This window comes from Shimia abyssi, from assembly GCF_003014475.1.
Lineage (GTDB): Bacteria > Pseudomonadota > Alphaproteobacteria > Rhodobacterales > Rhodobacteraceae > Shimia > Shimia abyssi.
Genome location: NZ_PYGJ01000004.1, coordinates 15,609 through 37,576 on the forward strand (window position 1 = coordinate 15,609; position 21,968 = coordinate 37,576).

Genomic DNA, 21,968 nt, shown 5'->3' on the forward strand with positions numbered 1-21,968 from the left:
CCCACTCAAATCTCTACCGTCAAAAACAAGCGTCGGAACGGGAAGAGAACCGACCCGTCCGCGCGCAATGGATATGCCTTTGCCATAGCCGCCTCATACCCGGCAATCAACTCCAAGCGCTCCGCCGAAGTCACCGCATCCAAATATGGACGGGCAAAAGTGCTCTCGGTGAACCGACGCACCGGATGTCCGTCTTCCGAAGCCGCAAGGTATTGATAATAAAGCACCTCCCAAACGCGCACATCCCCTATTGTGGCCAACAGATCGAAATACGCCCCGGCAGACAGAATCTCTGGCCCGCGCGCCACATCCCGCCCCTGAAACAGCGTACTAAACACCTCGCCCCAAGCCGCGTGTGACGGTGCCTGGTTCTGCGCGGGCATCTGCACCGCTAATATCCCGCCCGCCCGCAACATTCCGGTTAATTGCGGCAGCAACGCGTCGTGGCCATCCAACCACTGCAACGCCGCATTAGAAAAGATCACCGCAGGTGCGCGTTCCGGAACCCAATCGGCAATATCCGCCGTAACCAGCGCGTCATACGCCCCACCCACGTGCGCTTTCTCTAGCATCGCCTCCGAATTATCTACCCCAACCAACACACGCCCCTCAAATCTGTCCCGCAACCGCGCGCCCACTGCCCCATTGCCGCAGCCCAGATCAACCACATCCCCTTCAGGCACCGCCCCAATTCGCGCAAGCAAATCTAGCGCAGGCTGCAACCGCACATCCCCAAACCGCGAATATTTGTCCGGGTTCCAATCGCTCATTATCGCGCTCCCTCTGGCCCGCATTCCACATCCATCACCTAAACACGCTCCCCTCTTGGCCGCAATTATGTCAAATGAGTAGATCACTTGAACTTGCTTTTGGGTCCAAATGATCCCATATTGATATCAGGAGACTCATCATGCAGATCACCAAACCCAAACCCCAGCCCGCTGAGATCACCGCCGTCGCCCTCAAGGCTTACGCGCGCATCGCGCATCACTGGGGTCTGTCGCAAAAGGACGCTGCACAGCTTGCTGACATGTCCGAGAGCACATGGAAACGTGCCAAGAAACCCAACTTCACGGGCGAGCTGAGCAAAGATCAGCTGCTGCGCCTTTCGGCCATAATCGGCATCTACAAGTCTCTGGAACTCTACTTTTCTGAACCTGTCGCAAGCGGTTGGATGACCCGCGTCAACGCCGGTCCCCTGTTCAACGGGAAACGCCCCGTAGACTCCGCAATTGATGGCGGTTTGCCGCAAATTCTTAACATCCGAACTTACCTCGATGCAGTTCGAGGTGGTGCGTGAAACAAACAGATCTCTCGGACCGGGGTCTCGTAAGGCTGCTGCCCGCCACCTACCATAAGCCTCCCGTGCTGCGCGGACTGGTCGACACCGATGCAGAGGCCGATATCTTAGCCGAGATAGAAGGATTGACCAGCGCCCGCCTCGTGGCCGAAGCAGGCCGTAATCCGCATCTCGATCCACGCGAACTGGCTTGGTACCGCCGCCAATCGGACCTGCGCGTCTATGGAAACACCCACGTCAATGCCGCCTTCACATACACTCGTTCGGGCGGCAACAGGTTCAATTCTGAACGTCGTGGCGCATGGTATTGCGCTTGGGACGTTCAGGTCTCCATTGCCGAGGTGGCGTTCCACCGCACCCGAGAGCTGGGCTATTCCGGCGTTTTCGAAGATCATGGGCGCTATGTCGAATTGCGCGCCGACTTTATCGGCCATTTTGATGACATGACCGACACCCCCGATCACACCGCTCTGCATCCTAATACAGACATCGGCTACCCGGCTGGACAGGCCCTTGCCCGTGACCTGCGCGCCAACGGCTCTCGCGGGCTGATCTACCCCTCTGTGCGCGCGCCGCGGGGCGACTGCCTTGTCTGCTTTGACCCCAGCGCCATTCAAAACGTCACCCCCGGCGCGCAATGGGATCTCTACTGGGACGGCTCTCCCAACTACACGGTCAAATTCGTCGCCTAATGCCAACACCCATGCCAAAAAGAAAAAGCCGGGGACTCCCCCGGCTTTCCTGCATCTAATGCTGTCTTTTAGGCCGTTGGCTCCGGCTCCATCCCACCATCACCGCTTGGCTTGTTGCGCGGTTTGGTTTTCGGGATCGCCGTTACACTCGGCGCGTTGCCCTCGTCGGATTTGTCGCCATCGTCGTCATCCGATTGCGGCAGTTCGCCTTTCATCACGCGTTTGATCTCGTCGCCGGTCAAGGTTTCGTATTCCAACAACCCTTGCGCCAGACGTTCCCATTCGTCGTGCTTCTCTTTGAGGATTTCCAGCGCCTTGTCGTAACCCTGCTGGATCAGACGTTTCACCTCTTCTTCGATCAGCTCTTTGGTATGCGCCGACACCGAGAACCCGGCGGTGTTGCCGCTATAGCCCTCATGCGCCTCGGCATAATCAATGTTACCAACCTTGTCGGACATGCCCCAGCGCATCACCATCGCGCGCGCCAATTGGCTGGCCTGCATGATGTCGCCCGCCGGGCCGTTGGACACATGGTCCTCACCGTATTTGATCACCTCAGCGGCTTTGCCTGCCATGGTCATCGCAAGGCGCTGTTCACACTCATCCCGGTGATAGTTCAACCGATCCATTTCGGGCAAGCTCACAACCATACCCAGCGCGCCACCGCGCGGAATGATCGTCGCTTTGTAGACCGGATCACATTCCGGCAGCGCCAGACCAACCACCGCGTGACCGGCCTCGTGATAAGCTGTCTTTTCCTTCTGGTCCTGCGTCAACACCATCGAGCGGCGCTCGGCACCCATCATCACCTTATCCTTGGCGGATTCAAAATCCTCCATGGTGACAAACCGGCGCCCCACGCGCGCCGCCATCAGTGCGGCCTCGTTCACGAGGTTGGCCAGATCAGCGCCCGAGAATCCCGGTGTCCCGCGTGCAATGATGCGCAGATCCACATCCGGGCCCAGCGGTGTCTTGCGGGCGTGTACACCCAAAATCTTTTCGCGGCCCTTGATGTCCGGGTTGCCCACGGTCACGTTCCGGTCAAAACGACCTGGGCGCAACAGAGCCGGATCCAGAACATCCTTACGGTTGGTCGCCGCCAGAATGATCACACCTTCATTGGCCTCAAAACCGTCCATCTCGACCAGCAACTGGTTGAGCGTCTGTTCGCGCTCATCGTTACCACCGCCATAGCCCGCGCCACGATGGCGGCCCACGGCGTCGATCTCGTCGATAAACACGATGCACGGAGCATTCTTTTTCGCCTGCTCGAACATGTCGCGCACACGAGACGCACCCACACCCACAAACATCTCAACAAAGTCAGAACCCGAAATGGTAAAGAACGGCACACCCGCCTCGCCCGCAATTGCGCGCGCCAGCAATGTTTTACCCGTACCCGGAGGGCCCACCAGCAGCGCTCCTTTAGGGATCTTGCCGCCCAATCGCGAGAATTTCTGCGGGTTGCGCAGGAATTCCACGATCTCTTCCAACTCTTCCTTGGCTTCATCAATGCCCGCTACGTCATCAAACGTCACACGGCCATGCTTTTCGGTCAGCATCTTGGCTTTGGATTTGCCAAAGCCCATCGCGCCGCCTTTGCCGCCACCCTGCATCCGGTTCATGAAATAAATCCAGACACCAATCAACAGCAGGAAGGGCAGCAGGCTGATCAGAAAGGATTGGAACCCAGACTGTTCCTGACTTTCGGCGCGAACCGGAATACCCTGATCAATCAACAATGCCGTCACCTCGGCGTCGGTCGGCTTGATCGCTACATAATTCGTGCCGTCACTGGTGGCATAGCGCACCTTTTCACCATCCAGTGTCACGCTGGCCACGGTGTCGTTTTCCACGGCGGTAACAAAGTCTGAATAGCTGGTTTCGCGGCCCTGCAAGGTCGCGCTATCTCCACTGAACAGGTTGAACAGTGCCAGGATCAGCAGAAAAAGTACGACCCAGAATGCAATATTGCGTGCGTTGCCCAAGGCAATTCTCCCAAGTAAATCGTCGCCGTGCCTAGCACAGCGGTCGTTACAGTTAAATAGACATCACGCGGCCATGTTCAATGCGATAATTGGCATTGAAATCAGCACAATCCCACAAAGTCGCCATGCTCTGGCACAATTTCAGCATACCACCCCGCATCCAAACCCGCCAAGGGTGCCGCAACAAGCACTCCGTTGTGCCACACAGACGGGGATGCCAAGAGGCTCTGGCGGGGCCGCCCCGTGGCGCGCCACTCGGTGCACTCGGCCAATCCGGCTTCTCCCAATGCTCTGATTTCCATGCCATTTTGCGCATCACCAGTCAGCCTCCAACGCCCATCCCATAATTCTCCCACAGCACAGCAGCTTTCCGCCACTGCCGCCCATTCTCGGGTGATACGCAGCTGGTCCCGCTTGCGGATCACAAGACAGCCGCTTAGCGCAAAGACCGTTTTGCTTTTCAACGCGGCCTCAAGTGCCGAATATCGCGGTTTATAAGCATCCCCGGAAATCCAGCCCAACGCCCGTGCAAGCAGGCGGGTTTGCAGGTCTTCGGGCGCGGCCGCAAATTTGGGTAACGTAATAACCACATCTCCCGAATCCAGCGTCACAACCTCGCGGACCAGCGCCCCCAAGGCCCAGTCCAGCGCATCCCGCGCGCGCGCCATGTGGGCCGCTGTGCGCGCCAACCGCTTTGCGCTCAGACCCATCGGCTCCAAACCTTCAAGCAATTTGCGTACCCGCACCCGATCATAAGACGTGTCATCATTCGACGGATCGTCCGCCCAGGCCTGCTCTTCTGCCCTCAGATACGCGCGCAGCTCCGCTCTCTGTACGCTCAACACTGGGCGCAGCCAACGCACCCCTAAACGCTGCGAAACGGGCATCATCGCGGCCAACCCATCCACGCCGGACCCGCGCGACAGACGCATCAGAACCGTCTCGGCCTGATCATCCAGCGTGTGCCCCAGCGCCACATGGCCCAATCCGCGCGCAACGGCCCAATCCGCAATCAACGCCGCGCGCCCTTCCCGCGCCGCATCCTGCTTGTTGCCACGCCCGTCCCAGCTCCAACTCAAAACATCATGCCTTAGCACGTGCCGCGCGCAATACCGCGCCACCAGCGTCATCTCGTCTGCGGCTTCGGCGCGAAACCCGTGGTCCACGCTCACCACGTCCAGCGCAACACCTGCACGCCGCAACAGGTCCAGCATCGCCATGCTGTCCCCTCCGCCGGACACCGCCACACCGATCCGTGGCGCATCGCCCACAAAAAAGCCGGCCAGCGTCTCCGCCAGCCGGTCCATCAATGGTCTCGTATCGTCGTTTACGGGCACTGCAACCGAGCGATTTCAGCGTTTGCCTGAGACACCTGTGGCGTTCCGGGATACCTCACACCAACCTCGTTCAGAGTCACGCACGCTTCGTTGATCTGTCCCAGCACCGCCAGCGAACGCCCCAGATGATACAGCGATTCTGCGGCCACCGGCCCTTGTGGATCGCCGGAATAGGCCGCCAGAAACGCGCGCGCCGCGCGGGTGTTTTCGTTCAACCCTTCCAGCGCCTGTCCCCGGCGCAAATGGGCCTCTTCTTCCAATGGGCTACCGGGATACGTGTCGACAAACCCGGCAAACTGATCCACCGCAGACTGGAAATCCGCGTTGTCCAGCGCTTGTCTGGCGCGACCAAAGTCCGCGCTTTCGCCAACGGCCAACTCGCTGCCTGTACTGTCCCCAGAGCCCGTATCAGGCGTGCCAAAGGATGGCACCTCCTCAACGTCACCTCCCAATGTCGTTGTCTCGCCAAGCGCGCTCAGATCGCCGCCCTCCAGCTCGACCAGACGAAATTCCAGATCGCCAATGCGGTTGGTGCCGTCGTCAACAATCCGCTGAACCCGAAACTCCAGTTGCTCCGTCCTGCCCGTCAGGTTTTTCACCTGCTGCTCAATCGCATCCAACCGTTCCAACGTGCTTGCGCCCGCCGTCACGCCGCCCGGTGCGCCGGTGGTGCTCAGCTCACGTTTCAACCGCTGGATATCGACATACAGCACCGTCAATTGCTGGCGAATATCGGCCAACGTCTCGTCACGCGATTGGCCGAACCCCGCCACCGGGGCCAATGCCAGCCCGATCACAATCGCATATGCAAAGCCCCGACGCATCATCGCTTACCCCGTGACATCGGCTGTCAGCACCGTGACTGACCGGCGGTTTTTGGCATAACAGCTTTCCTCGGAACAAACCTCCAACGGGCGTTCCTTGCCATAGCTCACAGTACGAATGCGGCTGTCAGCAACCCCTTGGGCGACCAGCAATTCGCGCACCGCGCTCGCACGACGTGCCCCCAACGCAAGGTTATATTCCCGTGTGCCCTGCTCATCCGCATGACCTTCGATCACGGTTGTATACTCGCCATTGGCCAGCAGCCAGTTTGCCTGCGCCAGCACAACCAGGCGCCCCTGTTCGTTCAATGTCGACTGGTCAACTTCAAACAACACACGATCCCCGATCACCTCTTGGAAATGCGCCACCGATGTCGGGTCATCCACGCTGCCCGCCTCGGCCTCTCCGGCGCCTAATGCACCGTCATTTGTGTTGTAATTGTCGCTCCCCAAATAGCCGGGATCGTTACACGCTGCCAGCGCCAAACCAGCCATCAACAGCGCCGCTTTTGTCCAATGTTTCATCTCAAACCTGCCTCGCCTCAGTTTTCTTTTCTTGGCCGCGTCTTTACCACACTGGCCAATCTTTCAAAATACCCGTTACTGTAATGGCGACCAGCTCGGATCAGATCCGCCGCCGTTCAACTTCACCCGTTTAAGGTTGCGCCCGGACACATCCACCGAATAAAGCGCAGATACACCGTCGGTGCCCCGCGTCTCGCGGGTGAACATGATCACCCGGCCATTGGGCGCCCATGTTGGGCCCTCGTCCAGAAACGACGCCGTCAACAGGCGCTCTTCAGATCCATCCGTGCGCATCACACCGATGTGGAACCGACCTTTGTTCTGCTTGGTAAACGCGATCAGATCCCCACGCGGCGACCAAACCGGCGTGCCATACCGACCCTGACCAAAGCTGATCCGTGTCGCTTCGCCGCCATTGGCGCCCATCACATAAAGCTGCTGCGTGCCCGAGCGGTCGCTCTCGAACACGATCCGGCTGCCATCCGGGCTAAAGCTCGGGGCGGTGTCAATCGATGCTCCGCTGGTCAGGCGCTGACGCTGACCGCCATTAATGCCAACCTTGTAAATATCTGTATTACCGCCACTTTCCACCGACAACAGCACACTCTTGCCATCTGGCGAAAACCTCGGAGAAAAGCTCATGCCGCCATTATTCGTGGACAAAACATTGCGCCTAACCGACCCAACATCTAACACAAACACCTCGGGAAAACCCGTCTCATAGCTGGTATACAAAACCTTGTCGCCCGTCGGCGAGAACCGTGGCGCCAGCACAATCGCGCTGCTGTCGGTCAAGTATTGCAGGTTCGCCCCGTCATAATCCATGATCGCCAGCCGCTTCTTGCGGTCGCTCTTTGGGCCGGTCTCGCTCACGAACACGACGCGGCTGTCAAAATAGCCGCCCTCGCCCGTGATCCGGCTGTAAACCTCGTCGGCCACTTTGTGTGCCATGCGCCGCCAGCCATCAACCGTGCCCTTGAACCTCAACCCCGAACCCAGCTCTTGCCCGGCAAAAACATCCCAAACCCGGAACTTCACCTCAAGCGAATTGCCGCTCACGCTCACGCCACCCGTGATCAGCGCCTGTGCGTTGATCGCTTTCCAATCGGCAAACTGCACCGGGCTGCCAAAATTGGTGATAGACGAAATATGTGCGCTGGCCGGAATTTCGCGGAACAGCCCGGTACCGCTCAGATCTTCCGCGATCAAACGGCTGATGTCTTTTGACACCTGATTGGACCCTTGGGTCTCGGCCACAAAATCTGGCACCGCATACGGCAACGGCTCTATCACACCTTCGGTGATCTCGATCCGCAAAGGGCCGTTCTGCGCCACAGCTTCAGGGGCGGCCATGCCCAGCCCCATCAATCCAATCAATATCGTTGCAAGCAATCTTGTCATCTGCGCCTCATGGCATCCGGGTTGAATGTAATCTCTATATCACGCCAATGGTCGTATTTTTCGACAGGCAATTCATATCCAGTCTTCTGACAGCGCAAAACCGCCCGTCTTGCAGACTGAAACGCTGTTCTGGCTGCCGCTTCGTCGCCACCTTCGGCATTTATCAAACGAATGTCACCCTGAACCCGGCCATCCCGATCCAATGAAAAGCCCACCGTCACGGTCACATCCGCCGCGCGCGACCCGACATCCACGACCCAGCAATTCTGAACCGACACCCGCAAGGCGTCTTTCTCTCCGCTGGTCAGCGGCGGGCCTGACGGGGCGGTCGGCTGGTTTGGTGTGCTTTCTTCTGCGCCCGCTTCGGCCAGTGCCGCAGCCACGGCCGCATCCGTTCCCGTGCTCGGCTCGGCCCTTGCAACCGGGCGCGTGCGCGGCCTGACCGACCGCGTCGGGGCCGCACTGGCCACAGGGGCGTCATCATCTTCGTTGGCCTCGGTGGCAATCTCGGTCGAGGCCGCCTCGGGAGCGGTCTCTTCAACCACTTCTTCTTGGGTCTCTCCGGCGGTGTCCGGCTCAGTCGACTCGCGCACCTCGTCATCAATCGTCACATCCGGCTCAGGCTGGGCCACAGGCTGAGGCGCAACCCGTGGTGCAGGTCGCACAACAGGGCGCGGTGACACATCCGGAACCACCACGGCCGTATCTACCTCTGGTGTCAGCAAAACCGGCGCTTCTTCGGTCACGTCCTGAGGCTCAGGCGCGGTCAGGTCACTCAGGTCCGGTGTCGCATCCGGCTCTGCAGCTTCTGTGCTGGGGGGCGATGGTGTCTCGACCGGCGCATCCGTCGCCGATGACAAGTCTGGCGTTTCCAGCTCTGCCTCGGGAATGATGGGCACGGCAATATCAGTCGATGGCGCGGGGGCCTCTTGTGCGCGCAACACCGCTTGATACTCTTCTGCGGTGATCACCGACACACCTGTCACTTCAAGAGGTGGCGGCTCAGACTGAAAAGCCCCGCCAAACAGCACCCATCCGATCAATCCGGTATGGGCCACCCCCGAGATATAATGCCCGATGTGCACCGCAGCCGCCTCAGTTCCCGGTCTCGCCGGATGCGCCCGCATCTGACCCGTCCAGCGACGGGCCGCCAATATCCGTCACCAAACCAATATCCGCAAATCCACCGGCATTCAGCGCGCCCATGATCTGGACCACCGCTTCATAAGGGATCGACCCATCTGCGCGCAGATAAACCCGATCCGAAGCACGCTCCTCTGCAATCGCGCGCAGCTTGGGCACCAGCTCATCCGGTGCGACAGGCGTTGTCTGAATGGTAATGGTCAAATCCGGTGCTATTGTCACCGTCAGCGGTTCTTCCTGCTCGCCCGGCAACGGGTTCGCCGCCGTCTTGGGCAGCTCTACCGGCACGCCCACCGTCAACAACGGGGCCGCAACCATAAAGATGATGAGCAACACCAGCATCACGTCCACAAAGGGCGTTACATTAATCTCCGACATCGGCTGACTACGCCGCCGCGACCTACGCCGCCGCTTGCCACCGCCACCTCCGCCGGATTTCATCACACCCGCGCCCATGGCTCAGGCGTCCAACTGGCGGCTGAGGATCGTGGCAAACTCGTCGGCAAACGCCTCGTAGCCGGCCACGATCCGATCGCTGTCCGAACTGAGCTTGTTATAGAAAATCACCGCCGGGATCGCAGCGAGCAAACCCAAACCCGTCGCCAATAGCGCCTCGGCAATGCCCGGCGCGACCACGGCCAAATTGGTGTTCTGCTGGGCGGCAATCTCGATAAAGGCATTCATTATGCCCCACACGGTGCCGAACAAGCCAATGAACGGCGCGGTCGACCCGATGGTAGCCAAAATCGGCAATCCCTTTTGCAAGGTCTCGGATTCCTTGACAATCGCCACATCCATTGACCGGTCAATCCGGCTGGTGGCGTTAGCAATCAAACCGCCGTCCTGACGATGGCTTCTCTGCCACTCAACCATCCCTGCGGCAAATATCCGCTCCGAACGCCCCTTGGGTTCCGGTCCCAACTGTTCAAACAGTTGATCCAACGGTTCGCCCGACCAGAACGCGCGGTCGAACTTTTTCGCCTCACTCCGGGCACTGCGGTAAAGGATGATCTTTTGAACAATCACCGACCATGACCAGAACGACGCGACCACAAGGATCAGCATCACCAGTTTTACGGTCAGAGTTGCGCGCGCAAATAGCGCCCACATCGAAAAATCGACTGCTGCTTCCATTCTGCCTGCTCTTTGTCTGCGGCCTTGTTCGTCAGGCCTTGTTTTGCAGGAAAACTAGCTCAGTTCCATCGCGAAAGCCATCCCCTTGCCGCCAATCGCGGATTTTCGCCCAGAAAGGCATGTGCACCGCCGCGTAAGTCGGACAAATTTGTCCGACCTACCGAACCCTCAATGTACCAGCTTGCGCACTTCACCCGGCAGCCGAACCGGCTGTCCGGCCTCATTCATGCACACCACCGTGACCATTGCATGAAACAGAACATCCTCGCCTCGCTTCACCCTTTGCTCCATTATCAACCGCGCCGCAGTGACATTGGCAACCTCGGTTTCCACCGTCAGCAGATCATCCAGCTTGGCCGACCCAGTATAGTCCGCCTCTACCCGCCGCACGGCAAAGACAACACCATCCTCTTTCATCCTAAGCTGATCCAACCCGATTTCGCGAACCCATTCACTGCGCCCTCTCTCGATGAATTTGAGGTAATTGGCGTAGTACACGATCCCCGCCATGTCGGTATCTTCATAATAAACACGTACAGGCAAAGTATAAATCATGGCAAAACCCATCTAAGCTCGACTGACACCGCCATACACCGGAACCTTTCATGCGCGCAATCTACCTGAGCCACCCAGAGGTCACCATTGACCCGAACACACCGGTCCCCGACTGGTCACTCTCCCAGACGGGGCGCGCCCGAACATCTGCGCTCGCCACCTCCGGAGCCTTGCGCAATGTCACTCGCATTTTCTCAAGCGCCGAGCGCAAAGCCGTCGAAACTGCCACCCTGCTCGCCTTTCCACTCGGCCTCATCCCTGTGATAACCGACGCCATGCATGAAAACGACCGGTCCTCAACTGGCTTCCTGCCCCCCGATCAATTCAATGACGCCGCCGATGCCTTTTTTGCCGAGCCCGATCTCTCATATCGCGGTTGGGAAACCGCCGCTGCCGCCCAATCACGCATCCATGCTGCCGTCGCATCTGCCCTCTCCGCCCCCACCTCGGGCGACGCATTATTCGTCGGGCACGGTGGCGTCGGTACTCTTCTCTATTGCGCGCTGTCCAAACAGCCCATTTCACGCGCCCATGATCAGGCCAATACCCCCGGCGCCAATCCCGGCGGTGGCAATGTTTTCATCATCAAAGACAGCGTTCCCACCTCCGGCTGGCACCCTATGGAGGCTCTCGTTAACTGACGCCAGCAAACCTTACCCCACTCAGATCGGCCATCTCCCGCTTCCAGGTGGTGATATCATCTACGCAAAAATCGCCCAGCGACCGGTGTCCACAGGCCCTCGCCAACACCTGCATTAACTCAACGCTCGCCCCGAAATACCGCGCCAACTTTTCCGCACCCGCCTGCACATCCAGCAAACGCCGCAACTCCGGCTTTTGAGTCGCAACCCCCACCGGGCAATTGTTGCTGTTGCACATCCGCGCCGCGATACACCCAACCGCCTGCATGGCCGAGTTACTCACCGCCACCGCATCCGCGCCCAGCGCCATCGCCTTGGCGAAATCCTCGGCCACACGTAAACCACCGGTGATTATCAAGGTCACATCGCGCCCCACGCTTTTATCCAGATGCCGCCGGGCCCGCGCCAGCGCCGGAATGGTCGGCACCGATATGTGATCCCGGAAAATCAAAGGTGCCGCCCCAGTACCACCGCCGCGCCCATCCAAAATGATGTAATCCGCACCCGCCGCCAAAGCGAAATCAATATCCGCCTCAATATGGTTCGCCGACAACTTGAACCCAATCGGAATACCACCCGACCGCTCCCGCACCTCATCCGCGATCCGCGCAAAATCTGCCGGTGTCTCCAAATCCGCAAATGTGCTTGGCGAAATCGCACTCTGGCCCGGCTTCAGCCCGCGCACTTCGGCAATCTTGCCCTGCACCTTTTCCCCTGGCAAATGCCCACCTGTACCTGTCTTGGCCCCCTGCCCGCCCTTGAAATGAAACGCCTGAACCCGCGCCACCAATTCGGGCTGCCAACCAAACCGGGCCGATGCCAGCTCATAAAAATACCGAGAATTTTCCGCCTGTTCTTCAGGCAACATACCCCCTTCGCCTGAACAAATCCCGGTCCCGGCCATCTCGGCCCCGCGCGCCAGCGCTGTCTTGGCCTCTTCGCTCAGCGCACCAAAACTCATGTCCGACACGAATAGCGGAATCTTCAGCGTCAGCGGCTTCGCCGCCCTCGGCCCAACCACCACCTCCGTCGCAACCTCCGCCTCATCCAGCAACGGCTTACGCGCCATCTGCGCGGGCAGGATCTGGATATCGTCCCAATGCGGCAAATCCTTGCGCGGCACACCCATCGAGCCCATCTCGCCGTGATGGCCCAGCTTGCTCAGCCCGTCCCGTGCCAGCTCATGAATGCGTGCCACGGTTGGCTCCTCTGGTGTCGGCGCGGCCTTGGGCACATCAGATACCGGCGCCGGGGCAGCCGCCCCCACTTGCAAATCGCCCAACCTGGTGTGCGCCCCATCGCAAAACGGCGCATTGGCGCTCGCCTTGCACTGACACAGCACCGCGCTGCCCGTACTTTCTGCGACAAACTTGCTGGGCGTTATCCCGGTTCCCGAATGACTTCCATCGCAAAATGGTTGGGTCTTGGATCGCCCACACGCGCACCAGAAATAGGACTTCCCCTCCTCCAACTCAATTTTCTTGGGAAACTTCGCGGCGATGATCGGAACGGCATTTGAATCGAGATCTTGCATCTGAAATCCACTCTGGCTGAGGCGCGAAACCGCGCATTGGCGATAACCATCAGAGTGCACATTTTTTTTCGTCGGCCTAGGTCAACAAGCGCAAACGCCTTGTGCGCCCACACACATTCACCTCAAATTTCTTAAATACTTCGCCAAAAATGCACCGAACTGCGCGTTCAGCTGCCCTCTGGCCCCTGCAACCGCGCAAACAGCCGCAGCGCATGGCTCGCGTCATTCGCGGCCACCGGCATCATCCGATCATACCCCGCCGCAATCACCCCGGCGATTTCGGGGCGTAACACCGTCGCGCCTGTCTCAGGTAAAACCGCCAAAGGGGAGGTTTCGGAAAATGCATGATCCCCCCAAACCAAAATCGCCTGCACCGCTTGTGCCAACACAAGGCCTTCCGCCGGGATCTGCGCCATTGCCTCGTTCATCCGCAAGAACACGAAACAGGCCTGAATGCCGCCCTGATCATCAAACCGAAACGCCCGGTACTGGGTCGCATCCGCGTTGCGCAAACGCGCGACCAGCGGTTCCAAACCCGGTATCATCCGCCCTAGGTCAGGCACATCCAGCAATTCGTCCCATTCGCGGAAAAAGAACACCATCAGGTTGCTGCCCAGCTCCGGATCGGTCTCGGCCATCTGATGCCCGGCCAGCGTGACCACAGCCTCAACCGCACCCTTGACCATGGCCAGCGTCTCTTCTTGCACCCCGAACACAATCGGCGCAATCGGACGTCCCCAGCGCGCAAACCCATAGCTGCCATCAGTCCGCGTGAACAACGCTTCAATCTCTTCCGGGCTCAAACGGGCCATGATGCGCACTCCTTGAATTATCCGGTCGCTACATGCCCAAACCCGCGCCCCAAGGCAAGAGCAACGCTCGCCGCGTTCACCGGTCGCGCAACGCTTGGTCTACCGACGTAATACCGACGCAATACCGACGTTAAACCGATGTCGCTTTGGAGCCCACTCAGGCCATTAAACAATCCGCACAAACCTGCTCTTTCGCGGTTCCAAAAACTCGGAAACCCGCGAAGTTGGCTATTTGCGTCCCCCCCCAAACAGATCCCTCTGCTCCTTGGGTTTTGGCGCATGCAGCCCCAGATGTTGCCACGCTTTCTGAGCCAACATCCGCCCTCGTGGTGTCCGCTGAATAAGCCCCTGTTGCAGCAAAAATGGCTCGATCACTTCTTCAATCGCATCCCGCGCCTCACTCAGCGCCGCTGAGATCGTATCAATCCCCACAGGCCCACCTGCATAGTTTTCAGCAATGAATGTCAGGTACCGTCGATCCGCGCCATCCAAGCCCAGATTATCGACCCCGAGCCGCGTAAGTGAGCTATCTGCAAGAGTTTTTGTGATCCGCCCGTCGCCTTCGACCAGCGCGAAATCCACCACCCGGCGCAGCAATCGCCCGGCAATCCTCGGTGTCCCGCGCGATCGTTTCGCAATCTCGCGCGCCCCGCCTTCATCCGCCGGAACCTCCAGCTTGCGCGCATTGCGCGTCACAATCTCGTTCAGCTCATCTTCAGTGTAAAACTGCAATCGCGTCGGAATGCCAAACCGGTCGCGCAGCGGTGTCGTCAACAGCCCCAGCCGTGTCGTTGCCCCCACCAGCGTAAAGGGTTGCAACTCAATCCGCACCGTGCGTGCCGCTGGCCCTTCACCAATCACCAGATCCAACTCAAAATCCTCCATCGCTGGATAGAGGACTTCTTCAACTGCTGGATTAAGCCTATGAATCTCATCGATAAAAAGCACATCTCGCGCTTCCAGATTGGTCAGGATCGCCGCCAGATCCCCCGCCTTGGCCAGCACCGGCCCAGAGGTCATGCGAAAGCTCACACCCAACTCGCGCGCCATAATCTGCGCAAGGGTCGTCTTGCCCAATCCGGGCGGGCCATGAAACAACGTGTGGTCCATTGCCTCGCCACGTCGCCGCGCGCTTTCGATAAACACTTTCAGATTGGCGCGCGCTTCGCGCTGTCCGATGAATGCGTCAAGGTTCTGCGGCCTCAATGCGCGATCTGCGTCTTCGGGCCGAGGCTCCGGGCGCAATGTGGGGTCTGGCTGATCCATGACTTACCCCTTTGGCGCCAATAGCTTAAGCGCGGTCCGAATTAGTTCTGCTGTCTCTGCCCCTGGATAATCCTGCGCTGCCTGCGCCACGGCTCCGGCTGCCTCGGACGGCGCGTATCCCAAATTCCCTAATGCCGAAAGCGCATCCGCCTGCGCCGAGGCAGACCCGGCCCCGCTGTCCACCGACGCCACATTGGCCGCCGCCGGCGCTCGGTCGGGCGCCTCCAATACATCCTCAGACGCCGGCGCCTCCACCGGCACCCCGGCCAAGGACGCGCTCAATGACGCGCCCAACGCCATCACTTCCGGCGCTTTGTCCTTCAATTCGATCACAACACGCTGCGCTGTCTTGGGCCCGATCCCCTTGGCCGCCTTGATCGCGGCAATATCGCCCAGCGCAATCGCCCGGCCAACACCTTCGGCACCCAACGTTCCCAGGATCGCCATCGATGCTTTGGCCCCTATCCCCTGAACCGAGATCAACAACCTGTGCCATTCTTTTTCCAAAAGCGACGTAAAGCCGAATAGCTGCAACAGATCTTCGCGCACCAATAACTCAGTATAAAGCGCCACTGCTTCCCCCGGCCCCGGCAACGCCGCCAATGTTCGGTCCGAACAATAGACCACATAGCCAACGCCGCGCACATCAATCAGCACATGATCCGCCGCCCGATACTCAATACGCCCTGACAGCTTGCCAATCATGCCTGCGCCCTCCGCAGTGCCTTTTCATAACCCGCACCAGCCCGTGCGTGATGCGCGTGACAAATCGCAATGGCCAAAGCATCTGCCGCATCCGCACCCTTGATCACCGTACCCGGCAATTGCAGCTTAACCATATGCTCCACCTGCTGCTTCTCAGCATGACCCACGCCCACAACCGTCTTCTTGACCTTGTTGGGCGCATACTCTCCGATCTTCAGTCCAAACTGCGCCGGAACCAAAAGCGCAATCCCTCGCGCCTGACCCAACTTCAACGTCCCGGCCCCGTCTTTGTTTACAAATGTCTGCTCAATCGCCGCCTGTTCCGGCTGAAAACGCGCGAACACATCCGTCAACTGTTCATGCAAAGACAGCAACCGAGCTGCCAAATCCGAGCCAACTGAGTGGCAAATTCCGTTTGCTACATGACTGAGTCGGCTTCCATCAGCGTCGATGACCCCCCAACCCATGTTGCGCAACCCCGGGTCAATTCCCAAAACTCGCATGATTGTGCCCAACTGCCCCTGTTTTGTTGCTTTTTCACAGCACTAGCACGAAACAAGAACAAACACCAAGCCCATAACACCTTGGCGCGTTTGCGACAGGAACTATTCCAGCTGCGTCGCAAATGTATGGACCTCGCCGAAAACTGCCCAAGAGCGACAGTCAACATGTCGCTTTCGCCCCTTGTTTTCAACGCTAATTCCACCTTTCCGACCAATGCAAAAACTGCATGACAGCTATGATTTTTTTGCTGCTTGTTTGTTACGCAGACTGCTCATATCTGCGGCTTATCGAAAACGGACCATGACTAACCCACAAACAGAAGGAAGATTGATATGGCCACTTACGACAACGTCTACACCCCGAGTTTTTCTGGCCGCATTGGTCAAGGCATCGCACACACGGTTGCCGCCTTCTCGGCATGGAACACAAGCCGCGCTACCCGCAAAGCGCTGCGTGCCCTGACCGACCGCGAGCTGGACGATATCGGCCTGTCACGCGCCGACGTCGACGTACTGAGCTAACGAAATACGCCCAACCGGCGTTTCGTTTTCGGATCGTATGATCAAGGAACCGCGGACCCCTCTTGGGGCCGCGGTTTTTTCATGTCCAGATATCAGCCAAATGTAGCCCCCAAAAAACAATGGCTCCGCGGAGAGAGACGCGAAGCCATTGCAATGAGCTGATTGGAGGGTCAGCAAATATGTGACGCAGCCCCAAGCCGGGGAGCCCTCTGGACTGCGTCTTGAAACTTTTACTTCAGCGCTTTGATCTGCACCGCGACCCAGCGCGACATCGGGTCCGGTCGCATGGTCCAGGCCGCGACCTGCTCCACTTTCGACGCGCCATCCAATCGGGCAACTTTCTGGGTATAGAATTCGGGGCCGTAGCTGGCGATCATTGCGCCCTTGATCCCGAAAAATGCGACCGCAACCATTGCAAGACCCATCCACGGAAAACTACGTTGGCGTCCTGCGCCGCGGACGATAACATATCCATCGCGATTTACGGCGATCCGTTGGCGGGGCCGACGTCCCTTGGCCTCTTTGCGATAAATTTTGGCCAGGCGGTCGTGAAACTCTGCGTGTGATTCACTCATGGCAACATACTCTTCGTTTGGCCCCCACCAAACATGGCCAAATTGGCTTTCAATTGTGGCGGAAATGTGGCGCAAAGTGGAAAATACGGCGAATTCAAGACAAATGGGGCGGGTTTGCCCGATTCAACCTTCAACACGGGAAACAATACAATCATCTGACTGACATTGTTCACAAAATCAGAACGCCGCACCTTAATCAAGGCACGGCGTTCAAACAAGTTCAGAGGTGATTCTCGTGAAATCGAGCGCTTATCTGCGCTTCATTGTCAAAGTAGACCATTCACCCACTTCTTCGTGGAAGGACACGTCAAATCCAGCCGCGTCATAGGCCGCAATTACGTCCGCCGCCTGCTCGTTCAACAGACCCGACAGGATCGCATAGCCGCCCGCACCAATGTTGCTTCCCATATCCGGGGCTAGATCTACAAGCGGCGCTTTCAGGATATTGGCAAAAACCAGATCATATGGTGCCTTGGCTGCCAGATCCGGGTGCCCGAAACCCGCCGCTTCCAAACAGATCACCCGGCCTTGCAGGTCATTTGCCTTTACATTGGCCTCTGCCACGTCCACGGCCACCTCATCAATGTCGCTTGCCAACACCGGGTTTGGCCAAATCCGCGCTGCGCCCATCGCCAAGACAGCCGTGCCACAGCCAATGTCGGCCACGTTCTGCCCTTCGAACCCGTCGTTCGCCACGCGATCCAGCGCCTTGAGGCAACCCAGCGTCGTGCCATGATGTCCGGTGCCAAACGCCATTGCCGCCTCGATCAACAACGGCTCTGCGCCCTCTGGCACCTTGTCCGCATCGTGACTGCCATAAACAAAAAACCGCCCCGCCTCGACCGGCGCCAATTCGCGCTTCACATGCGCCACCCAGTCGGTCTCGGGCAGTTCGCTGACCACAAACGGTTTGGCGTCAAACGCCGCCGCCAAAACAGCCAACCCCGCCTCATCCGGGCTCTCGGTGAAATAACCGCCCACTTCCCACAGCCCCGATCCGTCTTCGATCTCGAATACGCCAACACCCGTGGGTTCAGGGTTCAACCGTTCCATCGCTTCGCCCAGCGCCTCGCCCTGGGATTTTCCGATCAACGTGGTCAACGCGGTGAATGTGGGCATTGCGGCTCTCCTGATAGGTTGCCAGCGGCCTAGGCCCAACAGCCAAAGACGTCAAGCCTGTGCCTATATCACAAACGTTGCCAACAGGCGCAATGCCACCAACGTCAGAATGACAAGGATCACCTTGTTAAACGCCTGCGGCGACACCTGGCGCGCCAGAAACGCGCCCACCGGCATAAACGCCGCAATCACCGCCACTGCCCCCAGACCCAGCCAGAACAGTGGCCATGTCATCAACCCAAAAAAGATCAACGACGGCACCTGCAGCACACCCACGGCCACAAAGAACCCAGAGATTGTCACGATAAACGTCCGCCGCTCCAACTGCATCGCGTTCAAAAATGTCACCGACACCGGCGCAGATATCCCCACCAGCGTCTGCAATACGCCCGCAACCACGCCAACCGCTGCCGCCATCCGCTCGGCCATCGGATAGCCCAACACCCAGCCCGGTCGCATCAGGCGAAAACTGACATAGGCCAGCACCATGAACGCCACGACCAGCATCAGGTTGTCGGCCTCGATATTGGCCAATACCACCGTGCCCAGCATCCCAGCCCCAGCACCGGTCAGGAAAAACCGCCATCGAAACCGGGCGGGCAAATTGTGTTCACGATACTGCCAGACTTGCCACAGGTTAGGTAGCAGGTTGGGAATGGCAAACAACACAATCGCCGTTGGCACATCATAGAGCAGCGCCAGCATTGGCACCGCCAACAAAGGCGTGCCCACCCCAATTGCCCCTTTTAGAATACCGCCCAGCGCAAATGCGCCACCGACCATGAGCACATTCTGCCAAAACGCCGCGTCTTCGATCATCGACCTAGCCCTTGCAGATACCGCCAGCTCCACAGCCCGCCAAGGATGCCCGTGACCACGCCCACAACGGCCTGCGCATAAATCACCCCCGGTGCCGCAAACACTCCGGCCAGCCACATCGCCGCAGGCAGGGTTAGCACACCATCCCGGAACCAATTAAGCATGGTCGATCGTGCAGGTTTGTCCACATTGTTGAACGCTGCGTTTGACACAAACAGCGCCCCCACGAAAAAGAACGCTCCAGCGCCCACCGTGACAAAGGTCTGATAGACAACCGCGCCGCTGCCTTGCAGGCCAAACCCATCAATCACCAGCCCTGCCGTCGCCAACAGCGCGCCCCACGCCACCAGCGTGTAGACCCCGGCAAAGATCAACGCATCGCGATAAGTGCTGCGCAGCCGCTCATATTGCGCCGCGCCAAAGTTCTGGCCAAAAATGCCGCCCACAGCACCTGAAAGCGAGAATATGCCGCCATAAGCCAGAACCGTCAGCCGGTTCACCACAGCCCACCCCGCCACCGCCGCATCACCGAACCCGGCAATCACCCCGGTCAGCAGAAAGTTCCCGAACGGCGTTGCAACTTGGGTCAGGATCGCAGGCACTGCCACCTTGGCAAACGGCCCCGCACTCCGGCGTACCGCCCACAGCTCCGGGCGCGCGTATAAGTCATGCACCCGCGTGGCATAATACAACGCAACTGCGGCCATTACGAACCGCGACAGCACCACGCCCAGCGCCGCACCATCCAGCCCCATGCCCAAGCCCAGGATCAGGAACGGATCCACCACCATCGCAACAATACCCGAGCTCAGGGTCACATACATCGACCGCCTCCCATCGCCCTCGGCCCGCAAACTTGCCTGTCCAGCCAGTCCCACGGCCATCACCACCAGCGACGGCATCGAGATCAGAATATAGCGCTCTGCCAACGCCAATGTCTCACCTTCGGCCCCCGCGAGCGTCAACATGGGCGCCCGAAATACCAATATGCCCATGGCGACGATCAGCTGCACCAAAACGGTCCACACCAATGCCCCGGTGGCATCATGGCGTACGCGGTCGTAATCTCCCATCCCGATCCTTCGGGAAATCACCGCCATCCCGGCAATCATCAGCCCAATCCCGATCGACACCGCAAAAAACTGAATGGCAAAGGCATACCCGATGGCCGCTACCAATTTCTGATCGCCCAGCCACGCAATCCAGAACAGGTTCGCCAGATCGACCAAAAACACGAATGTTATCCCAACAGTCCCCGCCATGGTCATGCGCACCACATGCCCCATCGTCGCCCCGTCCAGAAACCGCCCTCGCCGCACGGTCATAAATTACTCCGCAGCCGCAGGCGCATAGCGTTTCAACCGGGTCTCATTGCCCTTTTCCGGATGGCGCGGGATCAATGTCGCCAACCCAAGCGAAACACCCGCCATCGCCGCTGCAAGGGCGAACACCGCCCCGGGAGACACCAGCCACAACAGCCCCAGCAACACCGGCAGAAACACCGCCGCAATATGGTTGATGGTAAAGGCCACCGCCGCGGTAGGGGCAATATCTTCGGGGTCCGAAATTTTCTGGAAATAGGTTTTTAACGCCAGCGACAGTGCAAACAGCATATGATCGACAACATAAAGAACCGAGGCCAGCAACACCCCCCATCCAAAGAAATAGATGCCGCCATAGGCCAGGAACACGATCACCAAACCCGCATATTCAAAAATCAAAGTGCGCCGCTCGCCAAACTTCGCGACCCCTGCACCGATCATCGGCGCAATCACGATATTGGCCACCAGATTGATCAGGTAAAGCGACGTGATCTCATGCACGTCAAAGCCAAACCGCTCAACCATCATGAACCCGGCAAAAACGATAAAAATCTGTCGCCGCGCACCGGCCATGAACTGCATCGCATAATACAGCCAATAGCGCCGCTTAAACACCATCTTGCGCAGCTGCGGCGTACGCTCCTCAAACTGCGGAAACGCCAACAGGCAATAAAGCGCAATCGCCACCGTGATCCCGCCACCCACCATATAGACAGTATTGTAACTCAGATCGAACCGCTTCCATGACAACACAATCGCCACATAGGCCACCAACGTCGCCGCCGATGCGGCCGCCATGATCCAGCCCAGCATCTTTGGCGCGCGCGCCTTGTCCAGCCACTGCAACTGCAATGACTGGTTCACTGTCTCGTAATAGTGAAACCCAATGCTGCTCAGCATCGTGATTGTCAAAATGCCCGCCATGCTCGGAAACCACGCCGTCACCGCCGTCGCCGCCCCCAACATCAACAACGAGACCAGCCCCAAAACCTGCTCACGCATAAACAAAAGAATGGCAATCACGCCAACCGCAAAAAACCCTGGGATCTCGCGCACGGTATGCAACAAACCAATGTCAGCGCCATCAAACCCTGCAACCTCAATCACAAAGTTATTGAGCAAAGCAGACCACACATTAAAGGCGACCGGCATCGCCAGCGCCATCAGGAACAACAACGTGACCGGACGCCGCCACACCGGCAAATGCGCCGCATCATCAAGGCTTATCTTGTTAAACATATACCGCCAATA

Annotated in this window: 24 protein-coding genes; 4 read left to right on the forward strand and 20 right to left on the reverse strand. The window is 58.7% G+C overall.

Features of this window, described 5'->3' with window-relative positions; translation table 11 throughout:
- Positions 1-5: 5 nt before the first annotated feature.
- A complete protein-coding gene (locus CLV88_RS08600) occupies positions 6-770 on the reverse strand; it encodes a methyltransferase domain-containing protein (protein WP_106607991.1) in 765 nt (254 codons plus the stop codon).
- Positions 771-910: 140 nt separating this feature from the next.
- Here CLV88_RS08600 and CLV88_RS08605 point away from each other — a divergent pair, with 140 nt between their 5' ends.
- Positions 911-1,300 (forward strand): antitoxin Xre-like helix-turn-helix domain-containing protein, encoded by a 390-nt coding sequence (locus CLV88_RS08605; protein WP_106607992.1) that lies wholly within the window; start codon positions 911-913, stop codon positions 1,298-1,300.
- Positions 1,297-1,992 carry an RES family NAD+ phosphorylase gene (locus tag CLV88_RS08610; RefSeq protein WP_106607993.1) on the forward strand — a complete coding sequence of 232 codons (696 nt, stop codon included), beginning with the start codon at positions 1,297-1,299 and terminating at the stop codon, positions 1,990-1,992. Before CLV88_RS08605 ends, CLV88_RS08610 begins: the two co-directional genes overlap by 4 nt.
- 68 nt (positions 1,993-2,060) lie before the next feature.
- Here CLV88_RS08610 and ftsH read toward each other — a convergent pair whose 3' ends face one another.
- The 9 genes from ftsH to ybgC form a co-directional block, all read right to left on the reverse strand.
- The gene (ftsH, locus tag CLV88_RS08615; RefSeq protein WP_106607994.1) at positions 2,061-3,980 is read right to left on the reverse strand and encodes an ATP-dependent zinc metalloprotease FtsH; all 1,920 of its coding nucleotides are present in this window, start codon (positions 3,978-3,980) and stop codon (positions 2,061-2,063) included.
- A 101-nt stretch (positions 3,981-4,081) separates the two neighbouring features.
- Complete coding sequence (gene tilS / locus CLV88_RS08620; protein ID WP_106607995.1) at positions 4,082-5,287, reverse strand: tRNA lysidine(34) synthetase TilS; 1,206 nt, start codon at positions 5,285-5,287, stop codon at positions 4,082-4,084.
- Positions 5,288-5,307: 20 nt separating this feature from the next.
- Entirely contained in the window at positions 5,308-6,144 is an 837-nt protein-coding gene (gene ybgF, locus CLV88_RS08625; RefSeq protein WP_423827729.1) for a tol-pal system protein YbgF, read from the reverse strand.
- 3 nt (positions 6,145-6,147) lie between these two features.
- The gene (gene pal, locus CLV88_RS08630) at positions 6,148-6,666 is read right to left on the reverse strand and encodes a peptidoglycan-associated lipoprotein Pal (protein ID WP_106607996.1); all 519 of its coding nucleotides are present in this window, start codon (positions 6,664-6,666) and stop codon (positions 6,148-6,150) included.
- A gap of 75 nt (positions 6,667-6,741) precedes the next feature.
- The gene (gene tolB / locus CLV88_RS08635) at positions 6,742-8,067 is read right to left on the reverse strand and encodes a Tol-Pal system beta propeller repeat protein TolB (protein WP_106607997.1); all 1,326 of its coding nucleotides are present in this window, start codon (positions 8,065-8,067) and stop codon (positions 6,742-6,744) included.
- Complete coding sequence (locus tag CLV88_RS08640) at positions 8,064-9,194, reverse strand: energy transducer TonB (protein ID WP_243403608.1); 1,131 nt, start codon at positions 9,192-9,194, stop codon at positions 8,064-8,066. Before CLV88_RS08640 ends, tolB begins: the two co-directional genes overlap by 4 nt.
- Entirely contained in the window at positions 9,163-9,666 is a 504-nt protein-coding gene (locus CLV88_RS08645; RefSeq protein ID WP_106607998.1) for an ExbD/TolR family protein, read from the reverse strand. The genes CLV88_RS08640 and CLV88_RS08645 overlap by 32 nt, the downstream gene beginning before the upstream one ends.
- Positions 9,667-9,669: 3 nt before the next feature.
- The gene (gene tolQ, locus CLV88_RS08650) at positions 9,670-10,344 is read right to left on the reverse strand and encodes a protein TolQ (RefSeq protein ID WP_106607999.1); all 675 of its coding nucleotides are present in this window, start codon (positions 10,342-10,344) and stop codon (positions 9,670-9,672) included.
- A 168-nt stretch (positions 10,345-10,512) separates the two neighbouring features.
- The gene (gene ybgC, locus CLV88_RS08655) at positions 10,513-10,899 is read right to left on the reverse strand and encodes a tol-pal system-associated acyl-CoA thioesterase (protein WP_106608237.1); all 387 of its coding nucleotides are present in this window, start codon (positions 10,897-10,899) and stop codon (positions 10,513-10,515) included.
- Between the two features lie 50 nt (positions 10,900-10,949).
- Here ybgC and CLV88_RS08660 point away from each other — a divergent pair, with 50 nt between their 5' ends.
- Positions 10,950-11,540 (forward strand): histidine phosphatase family protein, encoded by a 591-nt coding sequence (locus CLV88_RS08660; protein WP_106608000.1) that lies wholly within the window; start codon positions 10,950-10,952, stop codon positions 11,538-11,540.
- Here CLV88_RS08660 and CLV88_RS08665 read toward each other — a convergent pair.
- The 5 genes from CLV88_RS08665 to ruvC all read right to left on the reverse strand — a co-directional run bounded on the left by CLV88_RS08665 (position 11,533) and on the right by ruvC (position 16,360).
- A complete protein-coding gene (locus CLV88_RS08665) occupies positions 11,533-13,074 on the reverse strand; it encodes a glutamate synthase-related protein (protein ID WP_106608001.1) in 1,542 nt (513 codons plus the stop codon). The two genes, CLV88_RS08660 and CLV88_RS08665, sit on opposite strands and share 8 nt — an antisense overlap.
- Positions 13,075-13,241: 167 nt before the next feature.
- Entirely contained in the window at positions 13,242-13,886 is a 645-nt protein-coding gene (locus CLV88_RS08670) for a hypothetical protein (RefSeq protein ID WP_207797037.1), read from the reverse strand.
- 228 nt (positions 13,887-14,114) lie between these two features.
- Positions 14,115-15,152: a Holliday junction branch migration DNA helicase RuvB gene (gene ruvB, locus CLV88_RS08675; RefSeq protein WP_106608002.1), complete on the reverse strand. Its 1,038-nt coding sequence runs from the start codon at positions 15,150-15,152 to the stop codon at positions 14,115-14,117.
- 3 nt (positions 15,153-15,155) lie between these two features.
- Positions 15,156-15,857, reverse strand: a complete 702-nt coding sequence (ruvA, locus tag CLV88_RS08680; protein WP_106608003.1) for a Holliday junction branch migration protein RuvA — start codon at positions 15,855-15,857, stop codon at positions 15,156-15,158.
- Positions 15,854-16,360: a crossover junction endodeoxyribonuclease RuvC gene (gene ruvC, locus CLV88_RS08685; RefSeq protein ID WP_106608004.1), complete on the reverse strand. Its 507-nt coding sequence runs from the start codon at positions 16,358-16,360 to the stop codon at positions 15,854-15,856. The genes ruvA and ruvC overlap by 4 nt, the downstream gene beginning before the upstream one ends.
- Before the next feature lie 333 nt (positions 16,361-16,693).
- Here ruvC and CLV88_RS08690 point away from each other — a divergent pair, with 333 nt between their 5' ends.
- Positions 16,694-16,882, forward strand: a complete 189-nt coding sequence (locus CLV88_RS08690) for a DUF1127 domain-containing protein (protein WP_106608005.1) — start codon at positions 16,694-16,696, stop codon at positions 16,880-16,882.
- A gap of 230 nt (positions 16,883-17,112) precedes the next feature.
- Here the strand turns inward: CLV88_RS08690 and CLV88_RS08695 are convergent, their stop codons facing one another.
- From CLV88_RS08695 to CLV88_RS08720, 5 genes are all read right to left on the reverse strand, one after another.
- Positions 17,113-17,457 (reverse strand): hypothetical protein, encoded by a 345-nt coding sequence (locus tag CLV88_RS08695; protein WP_106608006.1) that lies wholly within the window; start codon positions 17,455-17,457, stop codon positions 17,113-17,115.
- Between the two features lie 249 nt (positions 17,458-17,706).
- Positions 17,707-18,576 (reverse strand): 50S ribosomal protein L11 methyltransferase, encoded by an 870-nt coding sequence (locus tag CLV88_RS08705; protein ID WP_106608008.1) that lies wholly within the window; start codon positions 18,574-18,576, stop codon positions 17,707-17,709.
- A 63-nt stretch (positions 18,577-18,639) separates the two neighbouring features.
- Entirely contained in the window at positions 18,640-19,395 is a 756-nt protein-coding gene (locus CLV88_RS08710) for a sulfite exporter TauE/SafE family protein (protein WP_106608009.1), read from the reverse strand.
- Positions 19,392-20,720, reverse strand: a complete 1,329-nt coding sequence (locus CLV88_RS08715) for an MATE family efflux transporter (RefSeq protein WP_106608010.1) — start codon at positions 20,718-20,720, stop codon at positions 19,392-19,394. Before CLV88_RS08715 ends, CLV88_RS08710 begins: the two co-directional genes overlap by 4 nt.
- Positions 20,721-20,723: 3 nt before the next feature.
- Positions 20,724-21,956, reverse strand: a complete 1,233-nt coding sequence (locus CLV88_RS08720) for an MFS transporter (RefSeq protein ID WP_106608011.1) — start codon at positions 21,954-21,956, stop codon at positions 20,724-20,726.
- Positions 21,957-21,968: the final 12 nt, after the last annotated feature.